Genomic DNA, 13,944 nt, shown 5'->3' on the forward strand with positions numbered 1-13,944 from the left:
GTGGGGGGGGGGGGGGGGGGGGGGGGGGGGGGGGGGGGCGGCCTGGGTGGTGGTGTGGGGGTTTTTTGGGGGGGGTGGGGGCGGGGGGGCCGGGGGGCCGGTGGCGGTTTTTTGTGTGGGCCGCCGCCCCCACCCCCACGCCCGTAGGCGCCGAGTGACAGAGGCCACACTTGAGCTCCTCGTTGCCTTCTGGACACCTTCAGTTCGCCATGGCCGCCTTGACTGCCTGGATACCGTTCAGCGGGGCAACGGCTGAACCGCCAGGGTGTACGCGCTTGCCCTTCTGCGCCCCGTCCGGTTGCCTCGACCGCACCAGATGGGCAACAGGACACATGAAGCAGGCCGAGACGACCACGGACGAGCGTCACATACCGCAGCCCGAGATGGTCGATGTCAGTACCCTTCCCGCCGCTGTCCCCGCCGGACGGGAGCGGTCCGCCGCGCCGCCGGGCGAGCGGCGCGGGACCAGGCTCTATGTGATCGACGGGCTGCGCCTCGTGGCGGCCCTGATGGTGGTGGTGCACCACTACATCGGCACGGCCCGCGCCGACCGGCCCGACAATCCCATCTGGGGCCGTCCGGTCTCGGAGATCTTCCCGGATGTCTTTCCGGTCGCCACCTACGGCTGGCTCGGTGTCGAGTTCTTCTTCGTCATCAGCGGTTTCGTCATCTGTATGTCCTCCTGGGGACGGCGGCCGAGGGATTTCTTCGTCTCCCGGGTGATCCGCCTCTATCCGGCCTACTGGTTCGCGGTGCTGTTCACCACGGCGGTCCTGACCGTCCTGCCTGCGGTCTTCCAGCCGCTGAAGCCCACGCAGTGGATCCTCAATCTGTCCATGCTCCAGAAGGGCATGGGCGTGCCGGACGTCGACAATGTCTACTGGACGCTCTGGTCCGAGCTCCGCTTCTATCTCATCTTCCTGCTCGTGGTGGCCACCGGTCTGACCTACCGGAAGGTGGTCGTTTTCTGCTGTGTCTGGGGCACGGCCGCGGTGTTCGCCGGGAAGTCCGGGATCCCGGTCCTGATCACGCTCACCAACCCCGACGCCGCGTGGTTCTTCATCGCCGGGCTTGCTCTGTATCTCATGCACCGCTTCGGCCAGGATCCGCTGCTGTGGTGCATCCTGGGCATGTCCTGGGTGATGTCGCAGAACGACATCCTGCACCGGGTCGAATTCGAGGACGTGTCGACCTGGAGCGGCTCGGTCTTCCTGTACACGGTCTTCCTGCTCGTCATGGCGGGCGTCGCGCTGGGCCTGGCCGACCGGATCCGGTGGAAGTGGCTGACCACGGCGGGCGCCCTGACCTATCCGCTCTATCTGATGCACTACGCGGTCGGCACCGCGGTGATCCACTATCTGCGCGACCGCGTCGACGCTCGGCTGCTGGTGATCGGGCTGATCGCCGGAATGCTGGTGCTGAGCTGGCTCGTACACCGCCTTGTCGAGCGGCCCTTGGCGAAGTTCCTGAAGAAGGGACTGACCGGAATGTTCTCCCGCCTGGACACCCCACCCGACCGCACCACTTCGGGCTGAGCCGTGCGACTGTGTCGGCAGAAGGTTTTCGGCGGAAGGGCGGGCAAGTGGGGGGTCGCGGAGTGCGGGCGTCTGGTGGACAGGCTGTCGGCCGCGTCACAGCGGTAGTCGGGACAGTGGTACTCGGAGCGGTGCTGACAGGCTGCACCGGCAGTGGGCTGTCCGACGGGAGTGGGCTGTCCGACGGAAGCGGCTGGCCGGGCGGTGGAGCGACGGCCACCGACGGCCACGGGACCAGTCCCTTGGCCGATCCTGACGGTACGAAGCCAGGCCTGGCGGCGATCTCCTCGGAGAAGGACGAGTCGGCCGCCCGGGATCTGATCGCCGGACTGTCCACCAAAGGGCGCGGGCCGAAGACGGGTTACTCACGGGACGCGTTCGGCTACGCGTGGATGGACACGGCGGACGGTGTGCCACTGGCCCGGAACGGCTGTGACACGCGTAACGACCTGTTGAAGCGCGACGGCCAGAACCTTCGGTTCCGTTCAGGTTCCGACTGTGTCGTGATGTCGATGACGCTGTACGACCCGTACACCGGCAAGGACATCGACTGGACGAAGCAGAAGGCATCGGCCGTCCAGATAGACCATATGGTGCCGCTGTCGTACGCCTGGCAGTTGGGCGCGGCCCGCTGGGACAAGGACAAGCGCGAGCAGCTCGCGAACGATCCGCTCAATCTTCTTCCGGTGGACGGCCCGTCCAACAGCTCCAAGGGCGATTCGGGCCCGGCGTCCTGGCTGCCGCCCAGCAAGGCGATCCGCTGCTCGTACGCGGTGCGGTTCGCGCAGGTGGCGCTCAAGTACGAACTGCCGGTGACGGCACCGGACAAGAGGACCATGCTCGCGCAGTGCGGCGGCTGACGACAGATCGGCGGTTGACGACAGGCCGGTCGGGCCGGGCGGCCGGCCGCCCGCCGGGAAAAGCTGAGAGGGAGGCCACTCCCCTGCGGTGGCCTCCCTGGTGCGATGTGCCGATGTGCCGATGTGCCGACGCGTCAGCCGCCGAGGCCGTCCAGGTCCACGATGTCCTTGTCGGCGGGGACCTCGGCGGGAACGGGCTTGTCGAAGTCCGTGAAGGCCATCGTGCCGGCGTCCTTGCCCTTGACGACTATCTTCAGCAGATACGGCTTGCCCTCGGTGGCGACATACATGGTGTAGTCGGAGGCGCCGTCGGTCTCGTTGAGCGTGATCGCCTGCTGTCCGTCCACCGTGGTGAGCGGTCCCTTGCGGGCGACGCTGTCGCCGTCCTCGAACTCGGCCAGCAGTTCATCGAGATCGCAGAACCCGACGAAGTCCTTGGCGTCCGGAGCCTTGGCGTCGGTCTTCACCCAGCGGTCGGCGAGCATCTTGACCACGGCGTCGGTCTCTTCCTTGGGCTGTCCCTTGCCCTGGGCCCGCAGCATCTCCTCGTCGAACTTCATATAGACGGTCGCACCGACCTTGGACACCGTCGCGGTGCCCTCGCCGTTCATCGACATCGTGCCCGCGCAGTCGCCCTTCTTGTCGAGAGCCATATCGGTGAGGACGGTCCCTGTGCCCTCCTTCACATCGGCCTTGAGCGTGAGGGAGGAGGCGGCGCGGATGGCGGCGAAGGCCTTCTCGGCGATCTCTGGGCCCGAGAGATCCGCGAACGGCTCGGGCTTCTCGCCGGAGTTGCTCTTGCTGGAACTGGACTTGCCGGGATCCTTGGCGTCCTTGCCGCCGTCCTTGCCGTCCGAGCCGGTCGCTCCGCAGGCCGGGAGCGTCAGGACGGCGACGGTGCAGAGGGCGGCGAGTGCGCCACGGCGGATTCGAGGAGCGGTGGTGACGGTCATAACGGTTCTCCGGTGACTGCGATCGGCTGCGATGCGGCGTGGCCGCGATATGGCTGGAGTGGTGCGAGCGGTGCGTGCGGTGCGTGTAGCGCGTGTGGCGCCGGGACTCAGAGCTTCAGGTCCCACTGGGACGAGTCGTGCAGGATGCCCGGGCTGACCTCGACCGTGAGCGCCTTGGCGGCGGACGGCGCGTCGAACGCGAACAGGACCGTGGCCTTCTTGCCGGGCATGACCGTGCCGCCGAAGCCGATTCCGGTGGTGTCGTCGATGATCGACTCCGCCTCGACACCGTCCTCGCCGGCCCGCGCTATGACGGTCGCCAGCCCGGCGTCGAACTTCTTCTTGCCGGCGTTCTCGATCACCACGGTCACCTTGTAGGCCTTGTTGCCCTTGGTGTGGCCGACCGCGTACTCGCCGGGCGTATAGGCGGTGGGCTCCGAGACCGTGACCGTCAGATCGTCGTCGTAGACGGCGGAGTCGCCAGAGCCGAGTATCTCGCTCTTGCCGCCGCCGTCCTTGCCGTCCGTACCGCCCGCCGCCTTGGGTGCCGAACTGACCGAGGACGTCGCCTCGTCCAGTTCCTTCACCGCGTCGCCCACGAGCTTGAAGGTGAGGAACGCGCCGACCGCCGCGAGGACCAGGGCGAGCAGTCCGAGGACGACACCCGAGGTGGCCACTCCCTTGTTCGTCGCCTCGCCGCGTCCGGCTCTGCCTCGTCCGGCCAGCCCGAGGATCAGCCCGATCAGCCCGAGGACACCGGCCAGCCAGAAGAGGAACGGGATCAGCCCCGAGACGGCACCGATGATCCCGAGGACCAGGGAAGCGATCCCGAGGCCGTTGCGGGCGGCCATGGGAGCGCCGTGTCCCGGCGGTACCGGCGCCTGCGGATACGGCGACGACTGCGGGTACTGCGGTGAGGACTGCGACATGGGTGTGCCTCCGCGGACTGGCATACGAGTGTGAGCGGGACTTCGAAGCCATCCCGTGTGGCGATGAGTCAATAACAGCAGAAGCTGTGAACCGAGTCAACAATGAATGTCGTCCTTGGGTTGGTCTACGCTGTGAATCGGACTGTTCGATCACACCGCTATGCTCAGCGTCACAGCGCACGGCCACAGCGGAGCCGCACGGTGAGGGAGGCAGCCAGGTGCCGGAGAACGCAACAGAGGTGACGGCCGCGGGAATCGCCCGGCTCGCGGGCGTGGGACGGGCCGCCGTGAGCAACTGGCGACGGCGGCACGCCGACTTCCCGCAGCCCGTCGGCGGCACCGAGACCAGCCCGTCCTTCGCCTTGAACCAGGTCGAGCAGTGGCTGCGTGACCAGGGAAAACTCGCCGAGGTACCGCTGCGTGAACGGGTCTGGCAGGAGCTGTCGGGCGACAGCGCGACCGCCGCCACCGCCCTTGTCCGCGCCGGCTGCGTCCTGCTGCTCGTACGGGACAGGCCCACGCGGTGGCGGCAGCTGGCCGCCGCGTCGGACGCCCAGCTCGTGGAACTGCTGCCGGTGGCGCTCGGCGAGGTGCTCGCCGTGCACTTCGGCGCGCCGACGGAGAGCGCTGTTCGCACTCCGGGCGCGCGTGAACTGCTTCCTTCCGTCCCGCTGCTGCGGAGTGTTGCCGAACTGGCGGCGGAGCTGGGCCCGCGCCGGACCTTCGAGTTTCTGCTCGGCCGCCATCTCGACGCCAATCCGCGCCAGTACACACCGACTCCGCCGGAGGCCGCCGCGCTGATGGCCGCGCTGGCGATCCCGTCCGCCTCGACCCCGTCTGCTCAGGCGTCCTCCGCCGAGAGCGTGACCGTCCTCGATCCCGCCTGCGGCACCGGCGCGCTGCTGTGCGCCGTACCGCACGCGGCCGTCCTGTACGCCCAGGAGGCCGCTCCCGAACTCGCCGCGCTCGCCGGACTGCGCCTCGCCCTCCACGCGGACGGCACGGACCACCCGGAAGCCGAGGTCCGCACGCGCGCCGGCGACACACTGCGCGCCGACGCCTTCCCTCGGCTCGCCGTCGACGTCGTGCTCTGCCATCCGCCGTTCAACGAGCGCAACTGGGGCCATGACGAACTGGCCTACGATCCGCGCTGGGAGTACGGATTCCCGGCCCGTACGGAGTCCGAACTGGCCTGGGCCCAGCACGCGCTGGCCCGGCTGCGGCCCGGTGGCACCGCCGTCCTGCTGATGCCGCCCGCCGTCGCGTCCCGCCGCTCCGGCCGTCGCGTCCGGGCCGATCTGTTGCGCCGCGGCGCCCTGCGCGCCGTGGTCGCCCTGCCGGCCGGAGCCGCGCCTCCCTATGGCATTCCGCTCCATCTCTGGATCCTGCGCAAGCCCGTAGCGGGCGAACGCCGTTCTCCCGAGCTGCTGTTGGTCGACACCGCCGAACTCTCCACGACCGGTGGCCGGGACACGGGCGGCGGCCGGGACAGCGTCGACTGGACGACCGTCCATGCCACCGTGCTCGACGCCTGGGCGCCCTTCGACCGGCTGGGCACGGCCGAGGAGCGACCGGGCGTCAGCCGTGCGGTGCCCGTGGTCGAACTCCTCGACGACGATGTGGATCTGGCTCCCGCCCGCCACCTGCCGCCTCCGGCCACCGCGGGCGGTACGGCCGAACTGGTCCACGTACGGGAGCGGCTGACCGACACGCTCCGTCGGACGGCCGAACTGACGCCGTCCGACGCTCCGTTCACGGCGGGCGCCGAGTCGGCCGGCCCGGCGCCCGTCCACCGGCCCACCACCACCGTCGGTGAACTCGCCCGCGCCGGCGCCCTCGTGCTGTACGCGGGCGGCTCGGGCGCCACCGCCGACGCCACGTCCGTACCACCCGTATCGCACGTACCGTCCGCACCCGTGCCCGCACCGCCCGTGCCCGTGCCCGTACCCGTTCTCACCGAACACGATGTGCTCGCGGGCCGCGCGCCCTCCGGTGTGCTTCCCGAGGGCGTGGCCGAGGAGCCCGTACGGATCCAGGAGGGCGATGTGGTCGTGCCCGTCCTCGGCGGCGGCGCGGTCGCCCGCGTCATGGACGCGGCTCTGGCGGGCGCGGCGCTCGGCCGCAATCTCCAGCTCCTGCGGCCCGATCCGGCCGCCCTCGATCCATGGTTCCTGGCCGGTTTTCTGCGCGGCACCGCCAACGCCCGCCGGGCCAGCAGCTATGCCTCCACCGCGACCCGGCTCGATGTGCGCCGGCTCCAGCTTCCCCGGCTGCCGCTCGCCGACCAGCGGCGGTACGGTGAACGCTTCCGCGCGCTGGCCGAGTTCGAGGACGCGCTGAGGCTGGCGGGAAAGCTGGGCGAGCAGCTCGTACAAGGGCTGTACGACGGTCTGGCGGACGGCAGCGTTCCGATGTGATCAGCTCGACAACGGTTCGGCGCAACCCGTAACCCGTTGTCCGTGTCGGTGTATACGCTCGGATCCGCATTCCCGTGCGAGATTTCCGTGCGAGCTCAGTCCACCAGGCACCCAGGAGCAGTCATGTTCGGCCCCGGCTTCGCGCCGACGCCCCCGCCCCCGCGGCGACCGCACCTCGCCGTGCTCATCTCGCTGCGGGTGCTGTTCGTGGCTCTCACGGTGCTGAGCTTCGGTTTTCTCGGCTGGGCGGCGATGCTGAGGATCGCGGTCGTGCGGCGCCGGGCGGTCGACTGGCTGCTGTTCTGCGCCGCTCTCGGCTCGGAGCTGGGCCTTTTCCTCTACATCGCGACGACCGCGGATGCGGAGCCGACGAACACGGACCTCGTTCTGCTGGTCCTGCTCCTGCTGTCGGCGGTCGCGATCACGGCCTACTTCCTGGTCTTCGACATCGGGCACTACGCCGAGAGCGGCCGAATATCCGCGTTCCCGTACATGCCATCCATGCCACCATCGGCGGTGCCGTCGCCGCAGCCGTACGGCTACACCTATCCGCCTCCGTACGCCGCGCCGGTCCAGCCACAGGCACAGCCGCAACCGCAGCCGCAGTCCGCGCCACGGCATCAGCCCCAGCCCCAGCCCCAGCATCAGCCGCAGACTCCGCCGCGTATCGACCAGGTCCGTGCCGAGCTTGACGAGCTGAGCGACATCCTGCGCAAGGGACAGGAAGGCCGGGAGGACCGGGAAGGCCGGAACGAGCGGTGAACGGGCGTGTCATCGCCGGTCGTTACGAGCTGTCCACGCTCATCGGCCAGGGCGGTATGGGCCAGGTCTGGACGGCGTACGACCAGCGGCTCGACCGCCGTGTCGCGGTGAAGCTGCTCCGTCCCGACCGGATGGCCGCCGCGACGGCCGCCGAGGAGATGCGGCGCCGCTTCGTACGCGAGTGCCGTGTCACCGCCCGGGTGGACCATCCCGGGCTGGTCACCGTCCATGACGCGGGCAGCGACGACGAGGACCTCTATCTCGTCATGCAGTACGTCGAGGGCGCCGACCTCGCCGACCATCTCGCGGAGCACGATCCCTACCCGTGGCCATGGGCGGTCTCGGTCGCCGCCCAGCTCTGTGCCGTACTGGCCGCCGTGCACGCCGTGCCGATCGTCCACCGCGACCTCAAGCCGCGCAATGTGATGGTCAAGCCGGACGGTACGGTCACGGTCCTGGATCTGGGTGTCGCCTCCGTCATCGACAGCGACACCACCCGGCTCACCCACACCGGATCGCCCATCGGCAGCCCGGCCTACATGGCTCCCGAGCAGGCCATGGGCGGCGCGGTCGGCCCGTACACCGATCTGTACGCGCTCGGCGTGCTGCTCCATGAACTCCTCAGCGGAGGCGTCCCGTTCGCGGGCACCACCGCCCTCGGTGTGCTGCACCGCCATCTCTACGAGGCGCCGCTGCCGGTCCGCAGGATCAGGCCCGAGATACCGGAGGCGCTGGAGACGCTCGTGCTGCGGCTGCTCGCCAAGGATCCGCAGCACCGCCCGTCCGGCGCGCAGGAGGTGTACGAACAGCTCATCCCGCTGCTGCCGCCGCGCGGCGGCCCGGCAACGGGACCGCTCGATCCGACGCGCCCGTTTCTGCGTCCGCACGCTCCCTGGCCCGACCGCGTCAGCACACCGCCGACCGCGCCCGCGCCGCGCGGAGCGCAGGTCCCGGCGCAGCGGCCCGATGTCGCCGCCGCAGTGGACGAGGTCAAACGGCTGCTCGGCGAGGGCAGTATCGCGCGGGCGGTGGACATCCTCGGCGATATCCTCCCGGCGGCGGCCGAGGAGCACGGCGAGCACTCACCGGTCGTACGCATCCTGCGCAAGCAGTACGCCTCGACGCTGATGGACGACGGCCAGTACCGCCGCGCGCTGCCCGAGCTGCGCAGACTCGCCGACGACCGTACGGCGGAGGCCGGCCCGGGCGATCCGCAGACGCTCCAGTTCCGCTTCGACGCCGCGCAGTGTCTGGAGCAGCTCGGCGAGGCGTCCGCCGCGCTGGCCGAGTACCACGCGGTCCTTCCGTACTACGAGAGCGGACAGCCGGGCGCGCTCACCGATCCGGGCCGCGCCTTCGACATCCGGCACCGCGTGGCCAATCTGCTGCTCGCGGTGGGCGATCACGCGGCGGCCCGGCAGCAGTTGCAGAATCTGCTCTGGGACACCGAGCGCGCGTACGGCGCCTATCACGCGCTCCCGACGGAACTGCGCCGCACGCTGGAGCGCCAGCAGCGGTTCAGGGCGTAGGACTTACTCGGGCCGGTCCAGTTCAGGCATCAGGGCCTGGGCGTTGAACACCCAGGCCCTGAACGCCTTTTCAGCGAAAGCCTGTTCAGCGGCCCTGTTTTCAGCGGCCCTGCAACGCCTTGACGTTGTTCCCGAACGTCCAGTTCTTCGAGCCGTCCCAGTTGACCGACCAGGTCATCAGACCCTTGAGAGCGCCGTTGTACCTGGTCCACGCCTGCGAGACCAGGTTCGGCGCCATATAACCGCCTCCCGCGCCCGTCTGCGCCGGCAGTCCCGGGACCTGCTTGTCGTACGGGACCTTGATCGTGGTGCCCTGGATGACCAGGCCCCGGTTGAGGCAGTCCGTCTGCGCGGTGAATCCCGCGACCGTGCCGGCGGAGTACGAGTCGCCCGAGCAGCCGTACATGCTGCCGTTGTAGTACTGCATGTTCAGCCACCAGAGCCGGCCGTTGTCCGCGTACTTCTTCACGATGGGCAGATACGCGCCCCAGATCGAGCCGTACGCCACGCTGCCGCCGGTGACATACGCCGTCTCCGGCGCCATCGTCAGACCGAAGTTCGAGGGCATCTGGGCGAGCACGCCGTCGATGATGCGGATGAGATTGGCCTGCGACGGCGACAGCGTGTTGATGTTGCCGCTGCCGACCAGACCGGTCTCGATGTCGATGTCGATCCCGTCGAAGTTGTACTTCTTCAGGATCGGCACCACCGTCGCGACGAACCGGTCGGCGACCGCGCTCGAACTGAGGTCGATACCGGCCGTGGCGCCGCCGATCGACAGCAGTGTCGTGAGCCCGGAGGCCTTGGCCGCGCACATCTCGGCCGGTGTCGCGACCTTCACCGTCGCGTCCATCCCGTCCTCCCAGAGGACGGTGCCGTCCGAGCGGATGACCGGGAACGCCGCGTTGATCACGTTGTAGCCGTGCTCACGGATACGGCTGTCGGTGATCGGGATCCAGCCGAGCGGCGGATGCACACCGTTGGCGGCGCCGTCCCAGTTCTCCCAGTAGCCCTGGAGCACCTTGCCCGTGGGCTTCGACTTGACCGCGCAGGTGACATCCTGCGCCGCGCTCGTCGCGCCCGCCGCACGAGGTGCGCCAGGCGCCGCGGCGATCAGCCCTTGCAGAACGAAGGCCAAGGCGAGGCCGGCCCCCAGAAAACGTACCGTCCGAGCGATCATGCCGTGCTCCCTTCCGCCCCGGCCGGCCGGGAGCGTGGGGGACCCGGAGGCGTACGGGTGCGATGCGACGCGCTTAACGTAAGTTGGTCCAGACCTTTCGTCAATAGGGTCCGGACCAACCCGACTTGTCAGGCGCAGGCCCACAGGTTGTCAGGCGCGCGCCCGCAGAAAGGCCGAGGTGGAGACGCGGCCGAGCATCTCCAGCCGTGAGGTGCCGCCCGCGAGATGCTTGTCCGCGGCCTCCTTCACGCCCGGCCACTTCCCGTCGCCGAAGTCGTCAAGGACGACGATCCCGCCGGGAGCCACGATGTCCTCGGCCCACTCCAGATCGGCGAGTACGCCCTCCGCGGAGTGGTCACCATCCACGATGATCACGCCGTACTCACGGTCGGAGACCGCGGCCCGTACCTCGGGATCGCCGGAGAAGCCCTGCTCGATCCGGGCCTCGGCGCCCGCACGGCCGCCCAGCAGGAGATTCTCGCGTACGACATCCATCCGTACCGGCGTACCGGTCGGGTCCGCGCCCATGCCCGCGCCGGGCTGGAGCTGGCTGCCCGCGAGCGGATCGACGATCGTCAGCCGCGCCTCCAGGCCCGCGCGGTGCAGCATCCGCATCAGCGTGGCCGCGAAGACTCCGTGCAGAGTGCCGATCTCCAGGACGTCCTTGTTCGGCGGGTCGAGCAGCGGCACGGTGGCGAGCTTGCCGCAGATATTGGCGGTGGAGCCGGCCAGCCGGCCCACGGCGAGGGCCTCCATCGCGATCACATTGCGGAAGGCGATGGTGGCGTTGCGGCGCGCGACACCGCCCTCCTGCCCGGTCACATCGGCGATCTGACGCACCAAAGTGTTGAACGCGGCAGGCGTGAACACCCGGGGACCACTGCGGCCCATCTTGTTGAACAGCAGGCCCACCACATACTGCTGATTGCGCAGCTCCTTCACCTCGCGCTGAAGGGTTTCCACATCGGAGCGCAGGGAGGAGGACGACCGCTTGACGCGCTGATCCACTCGGGCCGCGACCGGACGGAGAATCCGCTTCGCCAGCCGGTTGCTCAGTAGGGATGACATGCGCGGAACGTACGCCGGTGCCTCCGTTTCCGGACCATCTGCGGATGCCGAAAAGATGAAGTCTTGATGAGGCGGGAGTGGACGAAATGTGGAGGTGTGGCCACCAGCTCGGGCCGGGCCGCTTGTGTCACACTCCTGAGGGCCGGCGGCGCGCCGGTCACTTCACTCGGGGAGAGCGCGTACGGAGATGACGGTCCGGGTCCAGCTCCTCAGATTCGCCCTGGTCGGGGTGGTGAACACCGGCACGTACTACGCGTGTTACCTGGCCCTGCTGAACAGACTGCCGTACGTCGTGTCCCACGTCCTGGCCTTTCTGCTGAGCATGGTCGGATCGTTCTTCCTGACCAGCCGTTTCACCTACCGGACGCGTCCCACCTGGCGGAAGTTCCTGCTCTTCCCGCTCACCAACGCCGCGAACTTCGTGATCACCACGAGCGGTGTCTATCTGCTGGTGGACGTCCTGCGTCTGAGCAGCCGTTACGCGCCGCTGATCGCAGCCGCCGCGGCCGTTCCGGTCACCTTCGTGGTTTCCCGTACGATCATGCTCCGCCCGGAGCGGGACAGGCCGGACCAGGACAAGTCGCTTCGGCACAGGCCCGAGCAGGGAAAGAGGGCCGACCGCATCGCTGCGGCCGGCCCTCCTGCTCCTTCGTGTGTCAGTTCGTCGGGGGAGCCGGCAGGGAATGGGCGGTGAAGGCGGGAGCCTCGGACTGCTTCGCCGCGCCGGAGGCCTCGGCCCGCTTCAGCGCGAAGTCCGGACGGACGCTGTACAGCCGCGTCTGGTTGTCCGCGGTGCGGAATGAGTAGGCCCAGGTCGGACCGGACGAGTCGGTGAAGGTGAACACGTTCGGCTCGGTCGCGGAGAGCTCCTCGCTCTCCTGCCTCCACGCGCGCCAGGTCCCGCTGCCCTGCACCGTCTCACCGGTGTGGTAGATCGTGTCGTCGGCGCCGCGTACCACGATCTCGGTAATGCCGTTCAGCGGGCTGATCACGGCGGCGGGCGAACCCTTTGCCGTCACACCGGCGACCGTGGTCCACGCGTCGTAGGCGGCGCCTTCGGTGGCCTGGACGGTCGTGACGACCGTGCCCGTCTGGTCGGTGGCGAAGACACGGAGACGGTAGCCCGGGTAGACGACCACCGCCGGAGTGCCGGTGATGGTCTGCGTGCCCAGCGCCGTCCAGGAGGAGATGGTGCCGGGCTCCTTGAACAGCGCCGTGCTCAGTACACCGGAGGCGTTCTTGCTGAAGAGCTGGACGCCGTCGCGGACGGTCACCGCGGTGAGCTGTCCGGAGATGCCGGTGCCGGAGAGCGGCGTCCAGCCCATGAAGTCCACATTGGCGCGCTGCTGGAGGCGGTACCAGGGAGCGCCGTTCGCGTCGACGGAGAACTGGACGAGCAGCCCTGACGGAGTCTTGGCGGTGACGGCGGGCTGGGCCATCGCGCCGGCCAGATCGATCCAGCCGCCCCAGTCGGCCGATCCCTTGGCGGCCTGGTTGCGCTGCGCGACACTGCCCGCGGTGTTGAGCGCGGTCACCACGATCCGGCCGTCGGTGTGCTCGGCCAGCGACGGCTCTCCCGAGTACGCCGCCTCGTTGCCGGAGATCGTCTCCCACTTGACACCGTTGAAGTCCGACGGATCGTCCTGACGGCCGTACCGGATATATCCGAGGTTGTCGGTGTACGCGTACGCCAGCCCGCCGGCCGAGGACTTGAGCACGGCGCCGCGGCTGTACGGCTGCAGGGCCACGGCCGGCGACGCGGGCGTGTGGTCGGTGTCGATCCGGCAGATGTCGGGCGCCGTGGAGACCGTTGTGTACGCGTTGGCCCAACCGCTGTTCGCCACCAGCTTGTTGTAGACCGGGAAGTCGCGGGTGTCCTCGTCGTAGCGGTAGTAGCGGACCTCGCCGTTGCCCTTGACCCGGAACAGCGTGTCCGCGCCGTAGGTGGACATCGACTTCGTGTCGGTCCAGTCCGCGGAGGAGGCCAGGACATGGCGCTCCAGCCAGCGCTGGCTGGTGACGTCGTAGCGTGACCGGTAGATCTTTCCGTCGGCGGCGCGTCCGAAGAGCACGCCCTTGTCGCCGGCGTAGATCGCCTCGTAGCGGTCCCATCCCATGTCGACGATCTTGCCGCCTGTGGCGGTGACGTCATCGCCGCTGACGCTGTAGTGCCACCAGCGCAGCGCTCCGGTCTCGGTCTCGAACGCCCAGAGGTAGCCGCCACGGTCGATGGTGACGTCATCGGCCTTGTCGCCCGTACGGAACTGGGCGAAACCTGTGGTGAGCTTCTTGTGGTGCACGTCCCATGTGCTGCTCGCGGTGATCCGGTGGCTGTAGTACAGACCGTCCGACTTGATCCCGTAGAAGGTCGCTCCAGGGCCGGCCATGAGCTTTCCGTAGCCGGTCCATCCCGTGTCGATGGTGGTGGCGGCGGGCAGCGTGTTGCCCGAGATGGGCGAGGGCATGTCCTGTCTCATCAGCTTGCCGGCCGAGTCGATGCCGTATGTCGCTCCGTTCGAGCCGCAGGTGACCGGAGCGGCGGCCTCAGCGCTGCCGGGAACCGCTACGAGCAGAGGCAGAGAGGCGGCCACTGCCATGGCCAGCGCTGTCCAACGTGCCGAGCTACGAGGCGAATTGAGAGTCATGCGTTGGACGCTAGGCGTCGCTGGGTGAACGGAGCGGTAGCGCTCGGGTGAACAACAATCTTGAGC

Annotated in this window: 11 protein-coding genes; 6 read left to right on the forward strand and 5 right to left on the reverse strand. The window is 69.0% G+C overall.

Going from position 1 to position 13,944, the window contains the following annotated elements; all coding sequences use genetic code 11:
- Positions 1-332 precede the first annotated feature (332 nt).
- Positions 333-1,535 carry an acyltransferase family protein gene (locus tag ACFV6H_RS05220; protein WP_385538759.1) on the forward strand — a complete coding sequence of 401 codons (1,203 nt, stop codon included), beginning with the start codon at positions 333-335 and terminating at the stop codon, positions 1,533-1,535.
- Between the two features lie 62 nt (positions 1,536-1,597).
- Positions 1,598-2,395, forward strand: coding sequence for an HNH endonuclease family protein (locus ACFV6H_RS05225; protein ID WP_385538761.1), 798 nt, complete (start codon positions 1,598-1,600; stop codon positions 2,393-2,395).
- Positions 2,396-2,529: 134 nt separating this feature from the next.
- Here the strand turns inward: ACFV6H_RS05225 and ACFV6H_RS05230 are convergent, their stop codons facing one another.
- Positions 2,530-3,348 (reverse strand): hypothetical protein, encoded by an 819-nt coding sequence (locus tag ACFV6H_RS05230; RefSeq protein WP_385538763.1) that lies wholly within the window; start codon positions 3,346-3,348, stop codon positions 2,530-2,532.
- Positions 3,349-3,455: 107 nt separating this feature from the next.
- A complete protein-coding gene (locus ACFV6H_RS05235; protein WP_385538765.1) occupies positions 3,456-4,277 on the reverse strand; it encodes a DUF4352 domain-containing protein in 822 nt (273 codons plus the stop codon).
- 218 nt (positions 4,278-4,495) lie between these two features.
- On the opposite strand from ACFV6H_RS05235, the gene ACFV6H_RS05240 reads away from it, so the two are divergent.
- The 3 genes from ACFV6H_RS05240 (at position 4,496) to ACFV6H_RS05250 (ending at position 8,985) form a co-directional block, all read left to right on the forward strand.
- Entirely contained in the window at positions 4,496-6,694 is a 2,199-nt protein-coding gene (locus tag ACFV6H_RS05240; protein WP_385538767.1) for an N-6 DNA methylase, read from the forward strand.
- Between the two features lie 123 nt (positions 6,695-6,817).
- Positions 6,818-7,456 (forward strand): hypothetical protein, encoded by a 639-nt coding sequence (locus ACFV6H_RS05245; RefSeq protein ID WP_385538769.1) that lies wholly within the window; start codon positions 6,818-6,820, stop codon positions 7,454-7,456.
- Positions 7,453-8,985: a protein kinase gene (locus tag ACFV6H_RS05250; protein WP_385538771.1), complete on the forward strand. Its 1,533-nt coding sequence runs from the start codon at positions 7,453-7,455 to the stop codon at positions 8,983-8,985. Before ACFV6H_RS05245 ends, ACFV6H_RS05250 begins: the two co-directional genes overlap by 4 nt.
- A 100-nt stretch (positions 8,986-9,085) precedes the next feature.
- On the opposite strand, the gene ACFV6H_RS05255 is transcribed toward ACFV6H_RS05250, so the two are convergent.
- Positions 9,086-10,165, reverse strand: a complete 1,080-nt coding sequence (locus ACFV6H_RS05255) for a chitinase (protein WP_384977382.1) — start codon at positions 10,163-10,165, stop codon at positions 9,086-9,088.
- Positions 10,166-10,315: 150 nt separating this feature from the next.
- A complete protein-coding gene (locus ACFV6H_RS05260; RefSeq protein ID WP_384977384.1) occupies positions 10,316-11,233 on the reverse strand; it encodes a class I SAM-dependent methyltransferase in 918 nt (305 codons plus the stop codon).
- A gap of 187 nt (positions 11,234-11,420) precedes the next feature.
- Here ACFV6H_RS05260 and ACFV6H_RS05265 point away from each other — a divergent pair, with 187 nt between their 5' ends.
- Complete coding sequence (locus tag ACFV6H_RS05265; protein ID WP_385538774.1) at positions 11,421-11,927, forward strand: GtrA family protein; 507 nt, start codon at positions 11,421-11,423, stop codon at positions 11,925-11,927.
- On the opposite strand, the gene ACFV6H_RS05270 is transcribed toward ACFV6H_RS05265, so the two are convergent.
- Positions 11,890-13,878 carry a tachylectin-related carbohydrate-binding protein gene (locus ACFV6H_RS05270; RefSeq protein ID WP_385538776.1) on the reverse strand — a complete coding sequence of 663 codons (1,989 nt, stop codon included), beginning with the start codon at positions 13,876-13,878 and terminating at the stop codon, positions 11,890-11,892. The two genes, ACFV6H_RS05265 and ACFV6H_RS05270, sit on opposite strands and share 38 nt — an antisense overlap.
- Between the last annotated feature and the right edge of the window lie 66 nt (positions 13,879-13,944).

Origin of the sequence: Streptomyces sp. NPDC059743, assembly GCF_042732975.1 — a bacterium.
In the GTDB taxonomy this organism is placed as follows: Bacteria; Actinomycetota; Actinomycetes; order Streptomycetales; family Streptomycetaceae; genus Streptomyces.

Coding starts and splice junctions, on each gene's coding strand:
- ACFV6H_RS05220 (WP_385538759.1), top strand. CDS start 333: ATGAAGCAGGCCGAGACGACCACGGACGAGCGTCACATACCGCAGCCC.
- ACFV6H_RS05230 (WP_385538763.1), bottom strand. CDS start 3,348: ATGACCGTCACCACCGCTCCTCGAATCCGCCGTGGCGCACTCGCCGCC.
- ACFV6H_RS05235 (WP_385538765.1), bottom strand. CDS start 4,277: ATGTCGCAGTCCTCACCGCAGTACCCGCAGTCGTCGCCGTATCCGCAG.
- ACFV6H_RS05245 (WP_385538769.1), top strand. CDS start 6,818: ATGTTCGGCCCCGGCTTCGCGCCGACGCCCCCGCCCCCGCGGCGACCG.
- ACFV6H_RS05255 (WP_384977382.1), bottom strand. CDS start 10,165: ATGATCGCTCGGACGGTACGTTTTCTGGGGGCCGGCCTCGCCTTGGCC.
- ACFV6H_RS05260 (WP_384977384.1), bottom strand. CDS start 11,233: ATGTCATCCCTACTGAGCAACCGGCTGGCGAAGCGGATTCTCCGTCCG.
- ACFV6H_RS05265 (WP_385538774.1), top strand. CDS start 11,421: ATGACGGTCCGGGTCCAGCTCCTCAGATTCGCCCTGGTCGGGGTGGTG.
- ACFV6H_RS05270 (WP_385538776.1), bottom strand. CDS start 13,878: ATGACTCTCAATTCGCCTCGTAGCTCGGCACGTTGGACAGCGCTGGCC.